Source organism: Klebsiella africana (assembly GCF_020526085.1).
Taxonomy (GTDB): domain Bacteria; phylum Pseudomonadota; class Gammaproteobacteria; order Enterobacterales; family Enterobacteriaceae; genus Klebsiella; species Klebsiella africana.
In genome coordinates this window covers 235,303-259,776 of sequence record NZ_CP084874.1, presented here as the reverse complement: position 1 = coordinate 259,776, position 24,474 = coordinate 235,303, and the positions used below count along the sequence as shown (strand labels likewise).

At 61.3% G+C, this 24,474-nt stretch carries 14 protein-coding genes; 3 read left to right on the top strand and 11 right to left on the bottom strand.

Annotation, left to right across the window (positions count from 1 at the left end; translation table 11 throughout):
• Positions 1-213 precede the first annotated feature (213 nt).
• From bcsC to bcsR, 6 genes are read right to left on the bottom strand one after another with little or no spacing between them, the layout of a single operon-like run.
• Positions 214-3,693: a cellulose synthase complex outer membrane protein BcsC gene (bcsC, locus tag LGL98_RS01190; RefSeq protein WP_136033819.1), complete on the bottom strand. Its 3,480-nt coding sequence runs from the start codon at positions 3,691-3,693 to the stop codon at positions 214-216.
• Positions 3,675-4,784, bottom strand: coding sequence for a cellulose synthase complex periplasmic endoglucanase BcsZ (bcsZ, locus tag LGL98_RS01185; protein WP_168435386.1), 1,110 nt, complete (start codon positions 4,782-4,784; stop codon positions 3,675-3,677). Before bcsZ ends, bcsC begins: the two co-directional genes overlap by 19 nt.
• Before the next feature lie 3 nt (positions 4,785-4,787).
• On the bottom strand, positions 4,788-7,133 hold the full coding sequence (bcsB, locus tag LGL98_RS01180; protein WP_136033821.1) for a cellulose biosynthesis cyclic di-GMP-binding regulatory protein BcsB: 2,346 nt from the start codon (positions 7,131-7,133) through the stop codon (positions 4,788-4,790).
• 10 nt (positions 7,134-7,143) lie between these two features.
• On the bottom strand, positions 7,144-9,762 hold the full coding sequence (bcsA, locus tag LGL98_RS01175) for a UDP-forming cellulose synthase catalytic subunit (protein WP_136033823.1): 2,619 nt from the start codon (positions 9,760-9,762) through the stop codon (positions 7,144-7,146).
• Positions 9,759-10,490: a cellulose biosynthesis protein BcsQ gene (gene bcsQ / locus LGL98_RS01170; protein ID WP_136033825.1), complete on the bottom strand. Its 732-nt coding sequence runs from the start codon at positions 10,488-10,490 to the stop codon at positions 9,759-9,761. Before bcsQ ends, bcsA (LGL98_RS01175) begins: the two co-directional genes overlap by 4 nt.
• A gap of 11 nt (positions 10,491-10,501) precedes the next feature.
• Positions 10,502-10,690, bottom strand: coding sequence for a cellulose biosynthesis protein BcsR (gene bcsR / locus LGL98_RS01165; protein WP_002921513.1), 189 nt, complete (start codon positions 10,688-10,690; stop codon positions 10,502-10,504).
• Between the two features lie 168 nt (positions 10,691-10,858).
• Here bcsR and bcsE point away from each other — a divergent pair, with 168 nt between their 5' ends.
• Genes bcsE through bcsG form a run of 3 tightly spaced genes read left to right on the top strand, consistent with a single transcriptional unit; the run spans position 10,859 to position 14,285 of the window.
• Positions 10,859-12,412 (top strand): cellulose biosynthesis protein BcsE, encoded by a 1,554-nt coding sequence (gene bcsE, locus LGL98_RS01160; protein WP_136033826.1) that lies wholly within the window; start codon positions 10,859-10,861, stop codon positions 12,410-12,412.
• A complete protein-coding gene (gene bcsF / locus LGL98_RS01155) occupies positions 12,412-12,609 on the top strand; it encodes a cellulose biosynthesis protein BcsF (protein ID WP_136033827.1) in 198 nt (65 codons plus the stop codon). Before bcsE ends, bcsF begins: the two co-directional genes overlap by 1 nt.
• On the top strand, positions 12,606-14,285 hold the full coding sequence (gene bcsG / locus LGL98_RS01150) for a cellulose biosynthesis protein BcsG (protein WP_136033829.1): 1,680 nt from the start codon (positions 12,606-12,608) through the stop codon (positions 14,283-14,285). The genes bcsF and bcsG overlap by 4 nt, the downstream gene beginning before the upstream one ends.
• 107 nt (positions 14,286-14,392) lie before the next feature.
• On the opposite strand, the gene LGL98_RS01145 is transcribed toward bcsG, so the two are convergent.
• The 5 genes from LGL98_RS01145 to bcsA (LGL98_RS01125) are packed head-to-tail and all read right to left on the bottom strand — an operon-like array spanning position 14,393 to position 24,474.
• Positions 14,393-15,394: a family 8 glycosyl hydrolase gene (locus tag LGL98_RS01145; protein ID WP_136033831.1), complete on the bottom strand. Its 1,002-nt coding sequence runs from the start codon at positions 15,392-15,394 to the stop codon at positions 14,393-14,395.
• Between the two features lie 11 nt (positions 15,395-15,405).
• Positions 15,406-15,882 carry a cellulose biosynthesis protein BcsD gene (gene bcsD / locus LGL98_RS01140; RefSeq protein WP_136033833.1) on the bottom strand — a complete coding sequence of 159 codons (477 nt, stop codon included), beginning with the start codon at positions 15,880-15,882 and terminating at the stop codon, positions 15,406-15,408.
• A complete protein-coding gene (locus LGL98_RS01135) occupies positions 15,882-19,934 on the bottom strand; it encodes a cellulose biosynthesis protein BcsC (protein ID WP_136033834.1) in 4,053 nt (1,350 codons plus the stop codon). Before LGL98_RS01135 ends, bcsD begins: the two co-directional genes overlap by 1 nt.
• Complete coding sequence (bcsB, locus tag LGL98_RS01130; protein WP_136033836.1) at positions 19,931-22,366, bottom strand: cellulose biosynthesis cyclic di-GMP-binding regulatory protein BcsB; 2,436 nt, start codon at positions 22,364-22,366, stop codon at positions 19,931-19,933. The genes LGL98_RS01135 and bcsB (LGL98_RS01130) overlap by 4 nt, the downstream gene beginning before the upstream one ends.
• Entirely contained in the window at positions 22,363-24,474 is a 2,112-nt protein-coding gene (gene bcsA / locus LGL98_RS01125; protein WP_136033838.1) for a UDP-forming cellulose synthase catalytic subunit, read from the bottom strand. The genes bcsB (LGL98_RS01130) and bcsA (LGL98_RS01125) overlap by 4 nt, the downstream gene beginning before the upstream one ends.

Here is a 24,474-nt window from a genome sequence, read left to right as displayed (position 1 = left end):
CCGGTATCAATCCTTCAATCCCGGTTGTTTCAGGCTGATTATATACTTAAATCCTTCGCCCACGCCCGCGAGGGATGAAGTGACGGGATATTTCCGCACGGTGGCGCGGACGCCGGGAAAATCGCCCCGGCAGCCAACGGTGGGCAACGCCTCACGAGTATACGCGAAGCGCGTCGTGGAGTGGCGCTCTGTGACGTAATTCAGCCTATTCTGCTACCAGTCGGCGTAGGGTACCAGCGGCTGGGGCGGCATATCCAGATCCCCCTGCCAGCCGGCCGCCGAGTAGCGGACGTAAAGCAGCGCATGGCTCGGGGTGTAATCCTTCGCCTGCTGAATATCGACCGCGGCGCCAACGAACCAGTTACTGGTCACTCGCCGCTCCACCAGCGCTCTGGCGGTGTAACCAAATCCCTGGCTGCTACTGCCCTGCTCCGTCAGTTCGCTGGCGCGCTGGCGGTAGTCGGACGGGATCAGGTTCAGCAGCGGGTAGCGGGCTTGCGTCTGGGTGCGCGAATGAGACCATGACACCGACCCGCCGAGTTCCCAGGACCAGTTCTCGGTACGCTGACGCCAGGTCACCGGCACGGCGAACGAGAGATACTCCTGCGGGCTGTAATAGCCGCCCTGGCCGAGAGTATAGCCGCTGAGATCTTTGTCGTAGTGCCAGATCATATTGTTGAGGCCGACGGTGACGCGACGATTATTTTCGTTAATCACCTTGTAGTAGTAGCCGGTCATCCAGCGTACGCGCCAGTTATCCGCCACATTTTTACCAGTCAGCGAGTCGGCTCCTAGCGAGGACCAGATGCCGTGCGCTTCGCCCCGGTCATAGCTGAGGCTCAGGCCGCCGCCGTCGGCGCGGACGCCGCCCCAGGTGGTGCCGGTATGGCTGTCACTGTCTTTCTGTCCACCAAAGGAGAGCAGTGAGCTGGAGATGGGCCGCCGGTGGACGTTGACCGTGTACCCTACCGGCCCGACGTCGCTGCTGTAGCTCAGGCCGCCTACGACATCGACGACATTGAAGCCCATCGGCGTGGTGCCGATATCGCCGCTCCAGGTATCATTCTTCCAGCCGACCGCCACGCTGGCCCCGCTGTCGGTCTGGTTTTTACTGCCGCTGGTGCAGGCGATCTCCCCGCAGGTACCCCAGCTGGGCGAGTAGCTCCCGTCGCTGTGGGTAGAGAAGCTGCCGGCATCCATATTGACCAGGTCGGTACGGAAGAACATCCGGCCATCCGCCAGCGGGGCATCCACCTGCAGCATGGTGGTATGCGCCTTCAGGTCGGAATAGCCGCCGGTGCCGCTGGAACCCCAGAAGTCATGTTCCAGGGTGACGTTCAAATCCTGCTGGCGATAAAGGTCGGCGGCATCGCTGCGGATCCCACGCTTCAGCCAGTCATCATGGCTGTCGTTACGCGTCAGCCGCGTAAAAGTATCGTTATCCTGCGGCTGCACAGGGGTGATGCCGGAGGCCACCATCGCTTCCCGGTAGTGCGTCAGCGCCTGCTGCGGCGCCCCGCTCTGGGTGGCAAAGCGCGCGGCGTCGCGCAGCACCAGCGCGCTCTCCATGGAGGGCGGCTGCGCCTTCGCCTGCGGCACAATCTGGTTAAAAATGTGTTGAGCGTCGACGGTATCGCCAAGGCCAGCTCGCGCCAGCGCAACCCGCCGCTGCATATTCATGGATTCGGTCTCTGCGCCTTTCAGCTGCATGACCTGCGCCCGGGCGGCCGGTTTATCGCCCTCCGCCAAATAGACTTCCGCAAGGCCGAGGCGCGCATCGCCGTTATCGGCCTCCTGACGCAGCACCCGCTGATAGTCGGCAATCGCTGTCTGGCTGTCGCCGCGCTGCTGTGCCCAGTCGGCCAACGTCAGGTCATAGCGCACCGAGGACGGCTGCTGTTTGATGAGGGCGATCGCCTGGGCTTCGTCACCGCTGTCGCGCAGCTGGTTGGCCTGGCGCAGCACCCGGTCGCTTTGCAGCCGCGCCTCCAGTTCACGAATGTTATCCGTCCACGCGCTGCGCGGCAGGGCGGCAATTTGCGCCAGGGCCAGATCGTCCTGGTCGTTCCCCGACAGGTAGAGTCCCGAGGCGTAGACCCGTTCGGCGTCCTGCGGCTGGCGGTTGACCATCGCCCGCATCAGCGCGTCGGCCTCCTGCCGTTCACCGGCGCTGACCAGATCCCGCGCCAGACGGTAGGTTATCCAGACGCTGTCCGGATCCAGCGCCAGGCGCCGACGCTGAACTTCCGCCGCCTGCGCCCAGTTGCCCTGGCTCTCCAGAGCCTGCGCCTGTTTCTCCAGCCGGTCGTTAGTCAGGCTGCGCTCGATATCATCGATGCTCCGCCGCTGAGCGGGAGGAAGGCCGGCGATCCAGGCGCTGGCTTTCTCCGGCGATTCGGCGCGATAGAGGTTGGCCAGGCCACGCACCGCCAGGTTATTGCCGCGATCCAGGCGCAACGCCTGCTGGTAATAGCGCTCCGCCGCCGCGGCCTCTTTGCGCGCCGCCGCGACGTCCCCCAGCCCCAGCACAGCATAGCTGTCGGTGCGATCGACCCGCTGCGCCTGGGCATAATAGTTCTGCGCCTGCGAAAGCTGGCCGGCCTTCAGGGCGTTATCCCCCTGCTTGATCAGCAGCCAGTAGCGGTTAGTTTGCAGCAGGCTGTCCCATTTGCCGCGGTTCGGACTGTCGGGGTCCATGGCAATCGCTTTACTGAGCTGCGCCACTGCCCGCGCGCGGTCGCCACGTTGGGAATAGGCCTGGCCGAGGGCGCCCACCGCATCGCTGTCGCGGCTGTCGGCCTGAACGGCTTTCTGCAGATCCGCGACCGCCTGCGAGGTATTCCCCGACTTGACCGCCGCCAGCCCTTCCGAGCGGGCGCGAAAAGCCGGATCCTGCAGCTGCGCCTGCTGTTGGTCGAGCAGAACGCGGGCGTTCGCCGCCACCGAGCCGGTGGGAAACTGCAGAAGAAATTGCTGCAACGCCTGCACGCTGGCCTTGCTCACCGGCATGCTTTTCACCTCACTGAACCACATATCGGCGGCGATGCCGCGTCCTGAGGCTGAGCGGGCCATTTCCGCCAGATAGGCGAACCCCTCCTGCGGTTTGTTATCGGCGAACATCTGCTTCGCCAGCGAAGTCAGCAGGCTGACGTTGCCCGGCGCGCTGGCGTTCAGTTTTTTCAGCTGGCTGACGCCTTCGCTATGGCGGGCCGGCAGGCGCGCCACCAGCGTCCAGTATTCAATGGCGACGTCAACGTCATCCGGTACACCGCCGTACAGTTTTTCATAGGCGGCGATGGCTTCATCGACCTTCCCGGCCACGCCCAGCAGTCGCGCCTGCTGCAGCGCCTGGCGGCCTTCGCCGGTGTTGCTTTTCATCTCATTACGCGACGCCTTCAGCTCCGGGGAGTCCGGCGCCAGCTTCGTCAGTCGTTCCAGCTCTTTTTGCGCCCCGGCGGCATCCCCCTGACGCAGCAGATAGCGCATCCGCGCGGCAATCAGGTCCGGGTTGTTGGGATCAATCAGCTCCAGACGGTACAGCGACTGGCGCACCAGGTCTTCACGATTGCTGGCCTCGCCGAGGCGCACCTGCTCCAGCAGATGCTCCTGGGCAGGCGTCGTCGCTGCCTGCGCTAACGGCAACAGCGCAACGCCGAGGGACAGCGTGAGTAAACTTAGTGAGAGCTTGCGCATTCCTGGTTCCAGTCCGGTTGTAATTCGCCACCCGCAGTGAAACGAAAACGGTGTTGATCCCAACCCTGGCCGAACAGCGTCAGAACCGCGCTGTAGTAGGCATCTGCGCCGGGATAGTTATCGGCGACGCGCTGGCGTTGCACCGACCGGGCCTCATCATTCTGTAAAAACGGCAGCATCGCCGCGGAGAAACCCACTGGCCCCTGGCCGCTGGTTTTGCCGGTGGCGATATTTACTTTCTCCGGGGGTACCCCCTGCTCCGTGGTCTGCGCCGCCATCGGCGCGAAGCGTTGCAGCAGGCGCGCTTTCTGCTTATCGCCATTATGGAGCATACCCACCCACAGGTAGACGCGAATCGCGTCATAGCTGCCGATCAGCGGCTTTTCGGTTTTCAGCTGCCAGCCTTTCCCTTTCTCATAGCGCACCCAGTCCGGGGTAAAGCCTTTCGGCGCGGTCTCCAGCAGCAGGCGCAGATTACTGTCGCGCAGAGCGGGCCACGGCGCGCCAAAACGCACAAAGTAAGTGGCCAGCTGCGGCGGAAGATAGCTGGGGTTAAACCGCCAGCCGCTGTCATCGGCAAAACCGACTTTTCCCGGCAGCAACATCGTGCCGAGGCCCGGCACCGCCACTGTCTCTTCAGCGACAATCCGCGCCAGCAGCGCTTTTCCGGTCTCGGTGTACTGCGGCTGTTGCCACAGGCGCCCCGCCTCCAGCAGCGCCCAGGCTATCCACAGATCCGAGTCGGACGCCGAGTTGCTGTCCAGCAGGGTCCACTGCTCATCGTCCTTTTTGCCCCACAGCCAGCCCGGCAGATGTTGTTTCAGATCGCCTTCCGCCAGGTTGTTCTGCGTCCAGGTCAGCAGCTTGTCGAACCCCTCCCGATCGTTGGCCGCCAGGGCGAAAAACAGGCCATAGCTCTGCCCTTCGGAGGTAGAGATTTTGCGCGCATCGCTGGGGTCAATCACCCGTCCCTCGGGGCTGACGTAGGCTTTTTTAAACTGCTCCCAGGCGGGCCACTGGCAGGCGGCGCTCACCTGGCCCGCCGCCAGCAGCAGCGCCGAGAGCACCGCGCCACGAAGTACTTTCATCATGGTTTACTCATCATCCAGGCTAAGACGGCGGCGACTGATGATGCGCAGCATGCGCCACAGCACCCACGCCAGCAGCACAATACTGATAGCGGCGAAGATCGCCAGCAGTATCGGGTGGTTAGAGAGCGCGAACCAGATGCGCTCGAACCAGGGCAGATGACCCACGTAGTAAACATCGCCCACCCGCAGGCTGTTGACGCCGGATTCACGGATCACCGCCACCGAGCCAAACATTGCCGCCCGCTTACCGCTGTCGTTGAGGGCGTTGGTCAGTAATTCATTACCGCGCGGGCTGTCGGCCAGCAGGGCCACCACGCTGCGCTGATCGTTGTAGGGCGACTGGAAGCCAATCACCGCCGCCATCGGTCCGGAAGAGGTGATATCGGTACGGGTATTGGGCGTGCGGGCCTCGTCGTCGGGATAAATGCTCGCCAGGTCATAGTGGCGCATCGGCATTTTCACCCAGCTTTTGGTCGCTTCGACCAGCAGATTGATTTTGGTGTCGTCCTTGAGGGACGAGGGGATCGCGCCGATCAGCAGCAGATCCGCGTCTTTATTCTTGATCTGGTTGCCATCGTCGGTCATCTGCAGATTAATCGCCGCCAGACCGGTCTGCGAACCGATGCCGCCCAGCGCCTGCAGCAGCGTCGCCACCTGCCCCTGGGTCGGCGCCTTCGGCACCACCACCAGGGTGTCGGCGAGGTCGGCCATACGGCTGTAAGGGAAGCCCGCATTGGCGAAAACGCGCAGGTCCGGCAGAGCAATAAAGTGATAATACTTCGAGAAGTCGATGGTCGAATCGTCGCCGATCACCACATGGTTCTGCACCGGCTGGAAGGTAATGCAGTTGTCGATGGAGCCGCCTGGCATCGGGTTCATATACTGGAAGTCAAAGCGCAGCTGGTTCACCGCCCCAAGACGCAGCGCGGGGATGGTGACCTCCGATTTGCCGTCCAGCAGCCCCTGCAGCACCGGCAGGCGCAGGATCAGTTTGTTCACGTCCTGGGAGCTGTTAAGGCTGAACGACTGCAGGAACTGGTCGTTGAGGCTGATATCCATCCGCGAGCTGTCCTTCACCGGCGGCATGGTGTAGCGGTATTTCAGATCCATATCGATGCCGTTGGCCCGCAGCAGATAGAGATCCGGCGGCAGGTTAAGCGCCACGGTGATGGCATCCGGCACCAGGCCGCTGGACTGCAGCTGTTGCTCATAGGTTTTCAGCTCAGCAAAGGTGACCGAGCGGTCGGTGCGCACCCAGTTTGGCGCGTCGTAAGGCTGACGCGGCTGCAGGGTTTTGATGCCGTCCACGGTAACGCTGCTGCCGCGGAACAGAATATTGCCTTGGGCAATCCCCTTCGCCGCCAGCAGCAGGTCGTTATCATCGCGGCCGAAAATCACCAGCAGCTTGACGTAAGGATCGTTCGGGTTGTCGATCATTTCGATGGTCGGCGCCTTGACCGGCGGATGATCGCGCAGGAAGTCCGGACGCTTGTCGTTGGTGGCGAAGACAATGGCGTTACGATCCGGCAGTTCATTGAAATAGACCGGGAACTGCTGGCCGCGCCAGCCAGCCTTGCTGCCGAACCAGGAGGCGACAATCGCTGCCGCCTGCTGCTGAACAACCGCTGGCGAGCCCGGGAAAATCATCGGCAGCGTCAGCGGGCGGTTATCGCGCGGATCGTAGAACGGCACCGGGAAGTGTGACAGATCGTTATGCACCTTCAGCGACTGGTAGGTGAGATCCAGATAGCTTTCGCGCCCGACGTCCAGCCATAGCGTACTGCTGGCCGGGTTTTCACAGACATCGCGGTAGTGGCCGACAAACTCCAGCCGCACGCGGTTGAAGTCGGTGATGTACAGCGGGTCAATCGGCAACTGCGCGCGGATTTTTTTCCCCAGCTGCTCTTTGGTGACGGGCAGGACGCCCATCAGCTCATCGTTGAGATAGACTTTCAGCTGCGACTGCACGGGCAGCAGCGAGGGCGACGGAGTATATTCCAGATTGAGCAGCGCGTTGGCGACCAGCTCATCGCTGCGCATGCCGAATTCGACCGAGGCGTCAGGCCGTGAGCCGCGCAGCACGATGCTGCCGGGCGGCGGCGCGATGGTGGCAAAGCTCAGCTTCACCTCCCGCTGCGGGACGTTCTCGGCCACCGCCGCCGGAGCGGTCGGTTCGGCGAGGGTCGCCGTCGGCTCGCCCACCACGAGCGGCGCGGCCGGGATCGCGGCCTGCGGCTGAACGCCAGGGGCGGCGTTCGCCACCGCGGCCGGCGCCGCATAAGAGGCCAGTGGATACCAGCTGCACATGCCCACCGCTACTGCACACATCCAGGAAAGTTTTCTTTTCATCGCATTATCATCATTGTTGAGCCATTGCCGGGTCTGCGGAGAGCGTCGGCGCGGCGCGTTCAGGGCGTCGGGGTACAAACGACGCTATCCAGGCCACCAGCGAAGTGAGCGCGCGGAAAACCACCTTCACCGACGGCGGCGAAAACTCCGCCAGGTGACGATAGCCACGGAAGCCCAGCTTGAGGATATCCAGCAGGCTTTCCATCGGCTTATCTTCCGGGAAGCTATCCTGCCAAAGCGCCCACGTATCAGCGCGGGCAAACGTACACTGCACAAAATCGATATGCTGCTGGTTGGTCAACGGCAGCAGCTGGAGTCCCACTTCGCTGCCGTTGACCCGCGCGACCCTGACCGGGAAGGCATACTCCTGCTGTCCCCGTTTGAGCAGCAGCCTGGCGTGCTGCCCCTCCAGCACCTGCGCGTCGCCGTGAATTTTGATCCCCAGCCCGCCGTCGGAATAGTCGTGAACCGTGCAGGAGAACAGATGGCCATCTTCACGGGCGATGGCCGCCGGCATGCTCATTTCGACACGATGGGAACGGCGGACCTGCTTGCTTTCGACCGAGACCGCCACCGCGCCGCCAAGAATAATCAGGTTGTAGAACACCCAGACAATACTCACCCAGACGGTGAGGATTTCGTTTTCCGGGCCATACATAAAGCGCCAGATCCCCACCGCGACGCCGACCAGATTGAGCAGCACCAGGTAGATATAGGGCCGGGAGATCACCCAGTCGACATACTCTTCTTCCACCAGCCCACCCTTCGCGGTGACGTTGAACTTGCCTTTATGCGGGTTGATCAGCGCCACAAAGGTGGGCGGCGCGATATACCAGGCCAGCACCGTCTCGTAGATTTCACTCCAGAACGAATGGCGATATTTGCCCTGAATCTTCGAGTTGGTCAGGCTGGCGTGGATCATGTGCGGCAACACGAACAGCGCGATCATCAGCGCTGGCGCATAAATGATATAGGCATGGAGCAGCAAAAAGGCCAGCGGCGCCGTGAGGAAGATGAGGCGCGGAATACCGGAGAGAAAGTGAAGCATGGCGTTGGCGTAGCAGACGCGCTGCACCAGCTTCAGGCCTTTGCCAAACAGCGGATTATCGAGGCGGAATATCTGCACCATCCCGCGCGCCCAGCGGATGCGCTGGCCGATATGCGCGGATAAACTCTCCGTCGCCAGCCCCGCCGCCTGCGGAATACGCATATAGGCGGAGGTATATCCCCGCCGGTGCAGACGCAGGGAGGTATGGGCATCTTCGGTCACCGTTTCGACGGCTATCCCGCCAATTTCATCCAGCGGGCCGCGGCGGATAACGGCGCAGGAGCCGCAGAAGAAGGTGGCGTCCCACATGTCGTTCCCGTCCTGCACCAGGCCGTAGAACAGCGTCCCTTCGTTTGGCGTTTTGCGAAAACGGCCAAGGTTGCGCTCAAAGGGATCGGGCGAGAAGAAGTGGTGCGGGGTCTGCATCATCGCCAGCTCTTTCTCTTTCAGGAACCAGCCCATGGTCATCTGCAGAAACGAGCGCGTCGGCACATGGTCGCAGTCAAAGATCGAGACGAACTCCCCTTTAGCGTATTTCAGCGCATTATTGATATTGCCGGCCTTGGCGTGCTCGTGGCTGGTACGGGCGATATAGTGCACCCCGACATCTTTGGCAAACTGGCGAAACGCTTCCCGTCCGCCATCGTCGAGGATCCAGATGTTCAGCTTGTCCTTCGGCCAGTCGATGCCCTGCGAGGCATAAATGGTGTTTTTCACCACGTTGAGATCTTCGTTATAGGTGGGAACGAAGATGTCCACGGTTGGCCACAGATCCATGTTCTCCGGCAGCGGTACCGGCTGGCGATTCAGCGGCCAGACCACCTGGAAGTAGCCCAGCACCAGCACCACCCAGGCGTAGGTCTCTGCGAACAGCAGAATGATCCCGCACACCAGGCTTACCGGGTCGTTCCAGTTCAGCGTCGAGGTATAGCGCCACCAGATATAACGGCACGACACCGTCAGCGACAGCACGATAAGCATCAGCGCCGAGAAACGGCCAGGGATGCGCCGCACCAGCAGCGCCACGCCCCACAGCAGCATCAGGAAGATAAACTGCGACAGCGGGTTAAAGGGCTGCGTAATACACATCAGCGCCAGCACCAGCGAGCAGAAGGTCACCACCCCAAGGATCGCCCGGCGCAGTTTAGGATTGAGGTGCGCCAGCTCTTTCTGTTTATCCAGATGGCCGGTGCGGGCGTTCATCTGCTCAGGCAATTTTTCCAGCCATTGCGTATAGCGACCGTGCACCCCCTCCAGCGCCGCCAGCGAGCGCCAGTTAACCTTTTTGTCCGGCTCCGGCACGCGCGTCGTCAGTAACCACAGGGATTGCAACAGGTAGCGCAGCGGGTCCAGTGGACGCGGCCGATGCGGATTAATATGGGGAAAATAGGTTTCATGGTGGGCGAGAATCGCCTGCCAGCGCGGCGTCTCCAGCGGCATCAGCGCCCAGACCAGCGACGCCCACAGACAGCCAAGCGACGCCGACAGCCACGAAGCGCCGTGCTGCCGATAGTCGTCATAGCGCGCGCGCAGCCGTTCCCCCACCGGCGGGGCCAGCAGCAGCGCGCTGAGGCGGATCATGCCGCCCTCCCGCCGGAATAGTGGATCAGGCACCAGTTCGCCAGAGTCAGGACCTCTTCCGCCGCCAGCGAATCCTGACGATACTCACCAAGAGGCTGCTTCGCCGCCAGGCACTCGGCCATCGCCTCGTCGCGGTGAATCGTCACCGGCAGGATGCGCGGCTGGCTCTCGAGCCATAGCTGATAGAGATCTTCCTGCAGCAAACTACCGACCCGCAGATCGTTAATCAGAATATCGCTGTTGGCCGGGAAGGGCTGCTGGTGCAGACGGATATGGCTATTGGCGTCGGGATGGACCACCATCAGCGAGCGATCGCAGAGCGTCAGCAGCTCGCGAGTCAACGGCGAATAACCCGCCGGCAGATCCAGCAGCAGCCAGCGGTACTGGCCCTGCAGCTGCTGAACGGCCTCCGCTATCGCCCCCAGCGTGGGCTGCAGTTGGTCGACATTTTCTCTTTCGCCGGCGCTGAGCTGGCCAAACGGCAGCAGATCGATATGCTGCGTATAGCGCAAGCCCGCGTCGCGCCAGTCCCGGCCGTCGAGCAGCGCGCGCGCCCAGCCGTCCTGATGATGGATATCGGTATTAAAGAAAAAGCGCAGCATATTATCCGGGCTGGCGTCGATCGCCAGCACGCTTTCACCGAGCAATTGCAGCGCCCAGGCGAGTGCAGCCGTAATGGACGTGACGCCAGTTCCCCCGCGCACCCCCTGTAAACCCAGAATAGCCATCTCCGGCTTCCTTATTTTTTCTCTGCAAACTCTGCCAGCAGTGGCCAGCGCTTCAGCGCCGCGTTCAGCTGTTCACGTCGGGAAATATCATGATAATCAATATCCGGCAGGGAAAATGCCCGGCTTAACGCCAGAAAATCATTTTGAAAGGTGTACCCCAGCGTGGCGTCCGTGGGTACCGCAGGATCTTTTGCTGGCATATCTCTGTCCGTTCGAAATTTATTATTAAACCAGAGGACGTATACAGCTCATCCTTAAAAGCAGGTGTACATGCTAAAACTGATGACCTTTAATTTCAATGTTAGGTTTACTCTGTCGGTTTCGCTAGTAAACTTATTCAGTGTCAATCAGGGCGCACGAGGGATGCCGTGGATAGTGTATTTACTTTGGGTATTTCATCATTATGGGATGAAGTGTGCCATATGCCGGTCGGCGGGGTATGGTGGCTCAACGTTGACCGTTATACCGATGCCGTCAGCCTGTTTAATCAGACACTGGCCGCGCAGGCGAAAAACAGCAAGGTTGCCGCGCTGGTTATGGGAAAAAATCCCAATGAGATCATTTTATTAGATAGTATTCACGGCCCGGATAATATCGCGTTGTTCACCCTGCCGAATCGCCCGCAGGCGCTGGAAGAAATACATCGCGATTTAGTCTGCTCCCTCGAACCTGGCAATTATTTGTTTATTCTGCTATGCGCTGAGAATGCCTGGCAAAATATAAATAAGGAAAAGCTATGCGCCTGGGTGGAAAAGACCAGCCGCTGGGCGCAATATCATCACTGCACGTTCTTAGCGATCAATTCCGCCCAGGATATCGATCGTCAGCTGACTCCCTTATTACGTGAGTACCGCTCCCTTTCCGGACTGGCAAGTATTCGTTACCAGGGCGACCGGCATCTCTTTGATATTGCCTGGTGGGGAAGCGATAAAGGCATCAGCGCCCAGCAGCAGCTGGTGGTACAACGGGATGATGCCGGCTGGCGGCTGGCGCAGGAGGCAGAAACCAGCGTTCAGCCGCGCAGCGATGAGAAGGTGATCCTGAGCAATATGCGCGTGCTGGAAGGCGCCCCGCCGCTGTCGGAATACTGGACGCTGTTTGATACTAACGACGAGGTCTTCAACGCCGGGCGCACCGCGCAAGCGGCCACGGTACTCTTTTCCATCACCCAGAATACGCAAATTGAACAGCTGGGCCGTTATATTCATACCCTGCGTCGCCAGCGCGGTACCGCACTGAAGATTATTGTTCGTGAGCAAACCCCGAGCCTGCGCGCAACCGACGAGCGGCTGCTGCTCAGCAGCGGTGCCAGCCTGGTGATCCCCAGCAGCGCGTCGCTCTCCCGCTGCCTGACGCTGATCGAAAGCGTGCAGAACCAAAAGTTCTCCCGCCATATCCCGGAAGATTTTGCCACCCTGCTGACCTGGAGCCAGCCATTAAAGCTGCGCGGCTACCAGAAGTGGGATGCCTTCTGCGAAGCGGTGCACAACGTGATGACCAATACCCTGCTTCCACCCGACAGCAAAGGCGTGATGGTGGCGCTGCGACCGGCGCCGGGGCTGCGCGTTGAGCAGGCGCTGACGTTATGCAAACCTAACCGGATGGGCGACATCATGACCATCGGCAATAACCGGCTGGTGCTGTTTTTGTCGTTTTGCCGAATCAATGACCTTGATACCGCGCTAAACCACATTTTCCCGCTGCCGACCGGCGATATTTTTTCTAACCGTATGGTGTGGTTTGAAGACAAGCAGATCCTCTCGGAAATCGTGATCATGCGCGGCGTCGAACCGGCGCGCTGGAACACGCCGCTGCCCCTGTCGGTAGGGAAAAATGAGACCATCAACGCCACCCACGATGGGCGCCACTGGCGACGCTACCCCGAGCCACACCGGTTAACTCCCCGTGAGGAACAAGCCTGATGATGTCTATCACCGATATTCTGCAACTGGTTGTGCTCTGCGCTCTGCTGTTTTTTCCGCTGGGCTACCTGACGCGCCACTATCAGCGTCGTATTCGCACGACGCTAAGACTGATGTTCTTTAAACCCCGTTACGTGAAACCGGCAGGGGTATTACGCCGGGGAACCACGGTTAAGCAAGGCAAAGCGAACAAATGACAAATAAAAAAACGACCGCGGCGCCGCTTCCGCTCTGGCAGTACTGGCGCGGACTTGGCGGCTGGAACTTCTACTTTCTGGTCAAGTTTGCCCTGCTGTGGGCCGGGTATCTCAATTTCCACCCAATGCTGAACCTGGTGTTCCTCGCCTTTCTGCTGGTGCCGATCCCGCGGGAAAAGCTGCATCGCATTCGCCACTGGATCGCTATTCCGCTCGGCTTCGCGCTGTTCTGGCACGATACCTGGCTGCCCGGCCCGGAGTCGCTTCTTAGCCAGGGGTCGCAAATCGCCGGCTTCAGCGCCAGCTATATCTGGGATCTGATCGTCCGGTTTATCAACTGGAGCATGGTCGGCGCCTTCTTTGTCTTACTGGTGCTATGGTTGTTTATCAGCCAGTGGCTGCGCGTCACCGTGTTTGTCTCGGCGATGATCGTCTGGCTGGCAGTCAGCCCGCTGCTGCCGGCCTTTACCTTATGGCCCGCCGGTCAGCCCACCACGGCCGCCGCCACGACCGCGCAGGCCAATACCGGGGCCAACGCCGCCGCTGGCGCCGCGTCCAGCCCCGCCAACAGCGATATTCCGCCGCAGACCGAGCCGCCGACCTCAGCCAACCTGACCAACTGGCTGAACGCTTTCTATGCCGCCGAGCAGAAGCGCAAGACGCCGTTCCCGGACCAGCTGCCGGCGGATGCGCAGCCGTTTGACCTGCTAGTGATCAATATCTGCTCCCTCTCCTGGTCGGATATTGAAGCCGCCGGTCTGATGGACCATCCGCTGTGGAAGCATTTTGATATTGTCTTCAAGAACTTCAACTCCGCGACCTCCTACAGCGGCCCGGCGGCGGTGCGCCTGCTGCGCGCCAGCTGTGGCCAGCTGTCGCATACCAACCTGTATCAGCCGTCCGGCGCCGATTGCTACCTGTTTGAAAACCTGGCGAAACTTGGCTTCAACCAGCAGCTGATGCTCGGCCATAACGGTCTGTTCGGCGACTTCCTGAAAGAGCTGCGTTCGCTGGGCGGTATGCAGAGCCCGCTGATGGACCAGAGCGGTCTGCCGGTCAGCCTGCAGGCGTTTGACGGCTCCCCGGTGTATGAGGATCTGGCGGTCCTCAACCGCTGGCTGAAAACCGAAGAAGCCAGCAGCAATCCGCGGAGCGCCACCTTCTATAACACCCTGCCGCTGCATGACGGCAACCATTTCCCGGGACAAAGCAAAACCGCAGACTACAAAGTGCGGGCGCAGAAGCTGTTTGATGACCTGGATAACTTCTTCACCGAGCTGGAGAAATCGGGGCGGAAAGTGATGGTGGTGGTGGTGCCGGAACACGGCGGCGCGCTGAAGGGCGATAAGATGCAGGTATCCGGCCTGCGCGATATTCCCAGCCCGTCGATCACTAACGTCCCGACGGCGGTGAAATTCTTCGGCATGAAGGCGCCGCATGAAGGGGCGCCGATTATCATCGATCAGCCCAGCAGTTATCTGGCGGTGTCGGAGCTGGTGGTGCGCGCCCTCGACGGCAAAATGTTCAGCGAGGACAGCGTCAACTGGCAGCAGTATGTCGCCAACCTGCCGCAGAGCGCGGCGGTGTCCGAGAACGCCAACGCCATCGTCATCCAGTATCAGGGCAAGCCTTATGTCCAGCTGAATGGCGGTAGCTGGGTGCCTTATCCGCAATAAGCGACAAGGCCGCCTGTGTTGGCGGCCTTACATCGTGAGACGTTTCCATCCTCCCTTCTCAGCCCGTACGCATACGGCCTGAGAAGGCGGCAAATCACTCACCATATTTAGCGCTGATCCTGTTTCGCCAGCCAGACCAACAGCTTGAGGCTGGCAGAATAATAATCATCCTTGTCGTCAATCTGCGGCGCCTCCTGCGGTTCACCCAGCGTCAGATCGCGCACCGCCAGCAGGCCGCCGGCCATATACCAGGGGGCCACCTCGTTGGTGCTAACGTTGATCCACGCCGGGGTTTGCAGGCGCGGGTAGCTCTGCATCCAGGCCTTCCACGGCGCGAGCAAGGCGCTGTGCGGATCGGCCCACGAGAGATACAGCGGGATACGGATCGCATCGAAACTCATCCGCGGCGGCCACTCTTTAGCTGGCAGCATCTTGCCATCCGCCCGCAGTGCGACCCAGTCGCTGGGCAGGTGTGATTTACCCCAGCCCATCTGCCCCAGCAGCGCCTGTCCGTCGCTCTGCAATGTCCGCCAGGCGGTGAGATGCGTCCGCTCCGCGAAGGCGCGCCAGGCTGGGAAGATGAAATAGGAAGGGTTAAGGTTGAGGTGATCATTGAGGTTGAACCCTTTCACGCCCGGGAGCATCACCTGGCGGCCGGCGAAGGTCACCACCGTATATTTCAGCAGGGCGGCGGTGATGGTGTCAGAGGCCGTCGCGTAGCGCTTATCCTGCCACTGCTTTTGCGCGCGCAGCAGCGCCCAGGCGATCAGGGTATCGCCATCGGAGGCGTTGTTTTTATCGGCGATAGGGTCCGGCGCCACCGGGTTATAGCGCCAGTAAAACAGCCCGTTAGACTTGTTGCGCAGGGTGTTGTCCGTCCACTGCCACAGCTTGTCGAACGCCGGACGATCGTTATTCGCCACCGCCAGGAGCATGGCGAAGCCCTGGCCTTCCGTATGCGACACATTGCCATTGGCGGTATCAATGATACGGCCGTCCGGCATCATAAAACGGGCCTTATAACGCTCCCAGGCCGTATCCGCCCACGCCCGGGGCACCAGCATCACTGCCGTTGTCACTATCACCGCCACTAAAGCACGCAGGGCCATACATTCACTCATTATGGATGGTAGTAAAGAAACTGAACGTCAGAGACAGAGAACACCCGCTCACGTTGTAAAACGACATGAGCACTGCCTCCCTGACTCTGCAGCCAGCGAGAATATAACCCCTCCAGTATGGCACAGAACGCGTTGCACCAGCGCACGCGTCCCGCGTCGTCCCGGCTGACCGGCAACGCCTGATGGCGCAGGCGCAGGCCGTCCTCACCGACGTCGATGGTCACCACACCCCAGTGGAAATGGGTCAGCAGCCGGTTGATATTTGCCTCCAGCTCCCCCACCGTCTCCGACGCCGGCAGCGGATGAGTCTCCGCCAGCGAGGCGCCCATCTGACGCAGGAAGGGCTGGCTTTCCAGCTCACCGGCATTATTTAGCATACCTTCGACCATAATAATCAACAGATCGAACCATCCGGCAGGCGTCTGCTGCTGCTGAAACCAGGTCATCACCACCGGGTTATTGTTCTCCGTCATCATCAATGATCTCCTAACATATAGCGAATATAGAGCCCGGCGGTGCTTTCGTTATAATCCCCAAAGGTGTCATAGCCAATCTGGCCCCCCAGCGTCATCTGTTTGTTGACCTTGTAATCCGCCCCGGCGCGTAGGGTGTACCCTATGCCGCTCTTCGAGGTTGCGGAATAGTAGGCTTCCTTGGCAAACCCGTTGCTCACCGCCGTCTCCAGGGTCTGCTGCCACTCCGAATTGGTCGGGAAATAGGCGCTCTTATCCTGGCTGTAAGACTGGTAGCCCACCGAGCCGCCGAGCTTCATGGTCCAGTTATCATATTTCTCCGTCAGACTGACCGGCAGCGACACGCTGACGTAGTTTTGCGGGCTAAAATAGCCGCCCTGACCATAGGTGAAGTAGCTGAGGTTTTTGGAGTAATCCATATAGCTCATGCTCAACCCGGCCTGCAGCTGGCGGTATTCGTCATGGTAGGGACGAAGATAGACCCCGGCATTGGCGTTGATACTGGTGTTGCTGGCGACGTTCTGCCCCAAATAGCTGTATCCGCCGCCGCCAACATAGAAGCCCGCGTCGCCGTCGTCATAGCTCAGCTGCAGGGTGCCGCCGTTTTTCGTCACCTGCCCCCAGGTTTTCCCGGAATAGGCGTCTTTCAGACCAACGTAAGAAAGCAGGCTGTCGGTTAGCGAGCGGCGTTCGCCGGTGAGGATCAGCGACAGGTAGTTGGTCAGCTTGGGCGACCATTTCACTCCACCGACAACGGTATTAAGATCCTGGCCCAGCGGCGTGCTGCCGATATCGACCCGGTAATCGTCACCACTTAACGCCAGCGCCAGTTCGACGCCGTTGGCCTTCTGCGAATCGGTCGAGCCGCTGGTCTGGTCAACGTTCGGCTTACGGCTGGAAGAGGCCAGATAGCTGGCCACCTGTCCCGAATCATAGCTCCCGAGCTTCGCCAGGTTTTCCATCCCGCTGCTGGTGGTCGGATTGAAATCCGCCGCATTCAGGGTGCCCAGGCCGCTTAACGCCTCGGCCCCCGGATTGCTGGCAAAATAGGCCGTCCGCTCCGCCTCGGTCATCGAAGCGATCGCCGCCTGCTCGCTGGTGGCGGTACTCACCATATTGGAGACCGCGTTGGCCAGCGGGTTAGCGCCGTAGCGACGCCAGGCGTCGCCGCTGGCGGTTCCGGCGTTCAACGACACCGGGGTGACGGTAAAGTCAAAGCGCGAGTCGCCAAACGGCGATGAGGACCAGGTCAGCGGCGTCCGGAGCTCCGTCAGCTTGCTGGTGCCCGATTCGCCGTCGCGTCCGCGCACGTCCATTCCCCCCTGCAGCCAGCTGCCGGTTTTCTCCTGCAACGACTCCATCATAGTGTCCACCTGACGCAGCATCCGCGTCTGGGCGGTGTCCACCGGCAGATCGGTGCGCTGGATCCCCGGTAGCGAGGTGCCGGGCGCGGCGGCCGACTGGGCAACCTGCCACGGCATATACTGTCCGTAGGCGGAGGCCGTCCGCGTCGGCGCCGACGTTTGCGACACGCCGATGAAGGGGTTATCCGCCGCCAGTACCCCGCCGACGGTCGGCGTTTCGCTGCTGTTAGTGCTTTGCATGCCCAGCAGTTTGCCGCGGGCGCTGCGCAGATAGGTCATCGCCTGCTGATGATGTCCCTGGGCCTCCGCTACTCTCGCCAGCAGCAGCAGGCGATCCGGGGAGTTATCCTGGCGCAAGCCGCCAGCCAGCTGTTCAGCGCGATCGTTGTTCCCCGCCGACAGCGCCACGTCGATGGCCCCGGCGCGCGCATCCTGGTTCGGCGTATCGCGCGTCATCAGATAGTCATAGACCACCCCGGCCTCTTTGTTCATTTTGCCGCTCTGGTACAGCCGCGCCATGGCGAACATCAGATCGGTATTTTGCGGATCGCTTTGCATAGCGCGGATCAGCTTGTCATACGCCGCGGCGTAATTGCCCTGCTCGCGCAGGCGGTCGGCTTCGTTGATCACATAGCCATTGCGAATGCTCGCCAGCTGCGTCGGCGTACTGCTGGCCTGCAGCTGCGGATTGCTGATCAGGTTCTGCGCCTCGCCGGTTAGCCCGGCCTGATTCAGGACGGCGATCTGATCGGCGTAATCCCCGGCATTGCCGGATACACCGCTGCTGATATTGTTGCGCACCAGCGAGACCGCGGTAGTCAGGTCGCCGCTCTCGGCCAGCAGCCGCGCCAGCTTGCCGGCGTCCGCCGGGGCTTTCGGCGGCGTGGAGGCCATCGCCCGCAGGGTATTGCTGGCGGCGATAGTATTGCCCTGCGCCAGATAGTTTTCGGCCGTCACCAGCTGCAGGTTGTAGTTCACCCGCTGGCGTAAATCGCGCATGTCGCTGGTCTGGCTGCCGCCGGGAATGCGCGCCAGCAATGTCTGCGCCTGCTGCCAGGCGCCGTTTTCGCTGGCGAACAGCGCAGCGGCATACAGCGCACTGTTGCTGGCGCCGGGGCGATAGGCCGCCGACATCAGCGAAGAGGCCTCACTGCCGTTACCCGATTTTTGCAGCAGCCGGGCCAGATCGAGACGCAGCCAGGGATCGTCCGGATAGCGGGCAACACCTTCGCGCAGGGTGGCTATCGCGCCGGCTGGGTTACCGCTGCTGACCTGCGCCTGGGCCTGACGGCGCAGGGCATCGCCCGGCATACCGGCCACCACCCGCGGCTGCAGTTTTTGCTGCAGGCTCTGCGGGAGCGTCTGCAGCATCGCCTGCGCCTCGGCGGATTTATTCTGTTCGCGCAGCACGTAATAGAGGTTTTCCCGCGCCGCTGCGTTCTGCGGATCGTCGTTTAACAGCGAGCGCAGCGTTTGCTCCGCCTGGGGCAAATCTTTGTTGTGCCGCAGCACATCGGCGCGGAACAGCTTCGCCGAGGCGCCCCGCGTCCCGCTCTGCTGCGCCAGCGGCGCGGAGAGCGCCAGCGCCTGGCTAATGTTGCCCTGCTTATAGGCCTGCTGGGCCTGCGCTAGCTGGCCGTAGAACAGCGCATCGGCCGCCTGCTGACGGCGGGTCGCCGAGGCGTCGCCGCCGAGATCCGCCGCCCGACTCAGATATTGCGACGCGGCCTGGTAGTCGCCGCTGCGCTGCGCGATATAGCCCATGCCCGCCAGCGCATCAGCATCCTGGGGGTTAGTCTGCAATACCTCTTCAAACTGCTGCTTTGCGGCGGCGGTATTGCCGCTGTTGAGATTGGCATAGCCCTGGCCGCGCGCCTGACCGCTGCGCCGTTCGCGAAAGTAATTCTGAACTTCGCTGTCCTGGGGATGCCGCTGCATCCAGGTGTCGTAATATTGCTCATCGCCGGCCTGCGGGCCCAGCCAGAGCAGCGCCTGACGCAAGCCGCTGTCCGCCTCTTTATTGCCGCTGGCCATCGGCTCGAGCAGGGCGATCCCTTCCCGGCGGGTCTCTTCCCGCCAGGTTAAGGCTTTACCCAGCGCCACCCGCGGGGCGTTATCCTGCGGATGCTGCGCCACGTACTGGCGCAGTTCGCTGATAGCCTGCGGATAGAGCGATTTGTCGCTGGCCATGGTCAGGTAATATTCCGCCGCCAGCCCGGCAGGCGGCGTATTGCCATTGAACATGCTGCGCCAGGTCGCCAGCGCCCCAGGGATATTGCCGCCGCGCGCCTGCTGGCGGGCCAGGCTGAGCTGCCCCTGCGGTACCTGCGACATCTTTTTGGCATTGTCTAATTCCTGCAGTCCCGGACTGTCCGGCGCCGCTTTCGCCAGCCGCGCGCGCCACTGCGCCGCCGCCTGCATATCGCCACCCTGCTGCGACCAGAGCGCCATCAGATACAGCGCCTGGGTGTTATTGGCGTCGACCGAAAGCACCTTCTGCAGGGACTCCATCGCCAGTTCGTCATGGGATTTCTCATGCCAGTAGTTGGCCTGGGCGAACAGCGCCTGCAGCGCCGCGTCGTTCCCCGCCGCCAGCGCGCCGCCAGAGGCAGCGAGAGTCAACGCGCCGGTGAGGCAGAACGTGGTGAGCCGACGGGAGGTTTTCATCGTTATTATTATCTTTCTTTTCATTGGTTATCCCCCGAACCCAGACGCTTACGGGCGTGACGTTTAAACATCGCGGTCAGCGCCAGCCCCATTATCGAGGTGGCAATCAGCCCCAGCACCGCCAGGAAACCGGAATGCTGGCTGGCATACCAGACGGCCATCATGTACCACGGCATCTGACCGCTGGGGAACGGCGTACTCACCTGGAAGCTGCGCACTCCGTTATCGCTGGTGATCACTGCGGTATCGCCGCGGATCCCGGCGTTGATACGCGGCGAGTCCAGATCGGTCTTCAGTCGCGCCAGCTGGTCATCATTGCTGGCCATCGCCACCACTACCAGGCGGGTCGGGTTCCATGGCGAACGATAGCTGATGAACCCGCGCCAGGCGCTGCTTGACGAGAAGTAGCGATCGGCGTCGAGACTGGCGGAAGTCCAGTCACCCGTCAGCCGGCGCTGGACTTTTTGCCACAGGTCGGGCTCGCGGACGCTCAGCACATTGTCCACCGGGCGGTAGGGTGAGTCGGCCAGCAGGCTCTGGTTAAAGGCCTGCTGATCGAGAGCGGTGACCGCCAGCACGTCACGTTCGCGCAGCGACTGTAAATCTCCGCCGCCGGTGGGCATCCCAAGCACGACGCGGTTATTCGCCAGCGCGGTGCCGGTCGCGTTCCCGGAGCGCGCCGCCAGATTCAGCAGGGTCGCCACCTGGGTTTCAGACGGCTCCGCCGGCAGCAGAAGCGTCGTCTGCGAATAGTCCGCCAGCCGCGAGAACGGGAACGAAGCGCCGACGAAGTAGGAGAGGTTTGGCAGCAAAGAGAAGTGCCGCGTCTTGCTCAAATCAATCCAGGAGTCGTCAGTGATCCGGCTCTTGATATTGTTATTCAGCAGCACCGAACACGGAACATCGTCTTTCGGCACCACATTGAAGTACATCGACAGCTGGTTATCGCCATAGATCAGGTACGGCGCCAGCGGGATGGTAAATTGCTCCTGACGCGCATCGCCCCCGAGGTGGCGCCAGACTTTCTCCAGCGGCCCCTGCTTGTTCATCGGCAGGTTGTTGAGGAAGGTGCCGTTGAGCGTCACGCTCAGCAAGGACTTGTCCTCATTAATCCAGCTTTCCGACGGGAAGCGGTAGCCAACCTGTAGCGGAATGGTCTCTCCATCCCACAGATAGAGATCGGGCGCGGCGCGGAAGGCGATACGTAAAGGTTCGTGCCAGACGCCGCTGACGGTCGGGCTTTGATCCTTACGCAGCAGCTCGCTGAGCTTGACCGGACGATCGGTGGGGATCCAGCGCGGGGCATCATAGGCTTTGCCAACCGGGATGGTCTGCGGTTCAACATCCAGCGTCGCGGTTTGCGGCGCGAAATTGCCGCGGGTCAGACGCCAGGCGGCCATGCGCAGCGCCGTATCGTTTTTACCGACAATCAGCAGCAATTTATAGGCCGGATTAGCGGGGTTGGGGATGATGCGCAGCAGCGGCTTATCGCTTTCCGGCAGCGTCATGCCGCCCACCTGCTCGCCCGGATGGCCAATCACAATGCCATGGCGCTCCGGCAGGCGGTCGCGCAGGGCGCTGAAAGCGATGCCGCGATAGTCCGCCTGGATCCCCAGCCAGGAAGAGACCAGCGCCGCGGCGCTGAAGACGTCCGCCGACGGCTTGGCCCCATAGGAAACGGCGATGTCCGCGGGCGTCATCTGCATGCTGTCAAAGAAGGGGCGCGGAAAGTGGCTCAGGTCGTCGCTGATGTTCAGCTGCTGGCTTTCCCAGCTGAAATGCGACGTGGGCAGCACCGTCACCCGCGACGAATCATGGATGTCACGCTGGCACTGCAGGGTATCGCCATCGTTGATCTTCACGCTCAAATTATTGCTGGAGACCATCAGCGCGGGCGGAATATCCAGCTGATAATGGGAGACATCTTCGCCATCGGCGCCCAGCGGCAGGGTGCCCAAGGGCTGACCGTTGAGCATCAGCTGCAGGGTGGCGTTGCGGCTCGCCATCTCCGGCGATACGCGAACGGCAAGGCTGAGCTGGGAATGGATCACTACCTGATCGGCAGGCAGGGTAAAGCTGACGCCCCCCTGCCGCTGGCCGCCGCTAAGGATAATGCCGTCCGGCATTCCCATCTGCGCCAGATTCAGATCGCCTCCCCAGACCGGAGCGACGGGAATGACCTCCGGCGCGGCCGTGCCGCTCACCGGCGCAGGCAAGGCGGGCATCTCGGACGCAGGGGCCGTCGCCGCCGCATCACCAGCGGTGGCGGGGGCTGCCGGAGAGGCGCTCTCTTCCGGCGAGGCCGCCGGAGGTTCGTCGCCTGGCTCGCTGTCCGCCGCGCCGTTGAGCTGCGGAAAGCTCAGCGGGGTAGCGGCGCCGGAGCCTGGTTCTTCACTGTGTAGCGCAGGCGCAGAGAGCATCCCTGCCAGCAGCGCCAGCGTGGTTAATCGCTTCATAACGTGCCATCCTCCTGCGCCGTTTTCGCCACGGCCGTCCGCTTGCGCTGGCTGCGACGGGTTTTCCACGTCAGCCAGAACAGTTCGAACACGCAGCGCAAAATGGTGAAGAAGGAGCGGAACGGGTTATCCTGCGGGCGCGGCGGATTTATCCAGGCATCCGCGCGGGCCAACACCACGCGCACCAGTTCACGGCGGCGCGAAAGCGGAATATCTTCATCAAACTTGAGGCGCAGGAAGCGCTCGTCAGAGGTGACCAGCTGAGCCGGAATGGAGATAGCCCCGGACTGCAGGATCAGCTCAATCTCTTCGATGTCATCCTCCAGATGGCGCTTATCCGGCGCGACCACGCGGCAGCCGCCCATCGACAGGTCCTCGGTATGGCTGCGCGAGACGATACCGCTGGCGTAATGGATCACCACTGGGATATCGACATCGATACGAATAGTTTTCCGCACCTGCCGCGTTTCGCGCGCCACGGCTATCGCCGCCAGCAGGAAGATCAGACTGTAGATCCCCCACCCGACGTTGAGGGCGATAACGTTGGGGTCCGAGCCAAAGTAGTCATGGCCAATCGCCCGGACGATGCCGACCACCACCCCCAGGGCCAGCAGGCAGGCTACCACCAGGTGCGGGCGCACCACGGTGAAATCGAAGTAGCCGACGTCCAGCAGGCCGCCCTTATCGGTGACGTTGAACTTGCCGCGTTTAGGGAAAATCATCGTCACCAGGGTCGGCAACACCAGGTGGAAGGCCAGCACAATATCGTAAATTTCCCCCCAGAAGCTGTAGCGATAGCGGCCATTCATTCGCGAACCGACGTAAATGGCGAGGAACAGGTGCGGCAGCGCATAGGAGACAATCAGGCTCGCCGACGAGTAAATGATATTCAGGTTAAACAGCAGGTAAGCCAGCGGGGCGGTGACAAATACCACCCTCGGCAGCGCGAACTGGTAGTAGAGCATGGCGCTGAGATAGCACAAGCGCTGCTGGAAGGTCAGCCCGCGGCCAAACAGGGGATTATCGACGCGAAAGATCTGCGTCATCCCGCGCGCCCAGCGGGTACGCTGGATAACGTGCACCACCAGACGTTCAGTGGCGAGCCCCGCCGCCAGCGGAATATCGAGAAAGGCCGACTTCCATCCCAGACGCTGGAACTTCAGCGCCGTATGAGCATCTTCTGTCACCGTTTCGACGGCGAAACCGCCGATCTGCGCCAGCGCCTCACGGCGGATCACGGCGCAGGAGCCGCAGAAAAAGGTGGCGTTCCAGTTGTCGTTCCCCTGCTGAATCGGGCCATAGAACAACATCCCCTCATTCGGGATGTTACGCCCGACGGAGAGGTTACGTTCAAACGGGTCCGGGGAATAGAAATAGTGCGGCGTCTGCACCAGAGCCAGCATCGGGTCTTTCAGGAAACCGCCGACGGTGGCCTGCAGGAACACGCGTGTGGCGACGTGGTCGCAGTCGAAGACGCAGATAAGCTCTCCGTGGGTCAGGGTCAGCGCATGGTTAAGGTTCCCCGCCTTGGCATGCTTGTTGTCATTGCGGGTGATATAGCCCACCCCGACGTCGGCGGCGAACACGGCAAACTCGCTGCGCTTACCATCATCCAGAAGATAGATTTTCATTTTATCTTTTGGATAATCAATACATTGCGCTGCGAGGACGGTGTCACGCACCACCTCCAGCGGTTCGTTATAACTCGGAATATAGATATCGACCGTCGGCCACTTGCTCATATCATCCGGCAGCGGAACAATACCGCGCTTCAGCGGCCAGACCGTCTGCAGATAGTTAAGCAGCAGCATCACCCAGATATAGACTTCCGCCAGAAAGAGCCCCATGCCGAGGATGGTTTCAATGGCTGAGTTGAAGTGCAGGGTCTGCGTGAGGCGAAAATACATGTAACGGGTGGACATCAGCAGCGATGTAACGACCATAATGACCGATACGCTGCGGCGCTTGCTGAAGCCCATCAGAAAGAGAATACCGATGCTCAGCAGACCAAAAATATACTGCTTTTGGCTGTCCATCGGCGTGATCACCACCAGCGCGGCGACGGGAGACAGCACCAGCGCCAGCAACCAAAAAAGAGATTTTTTCAT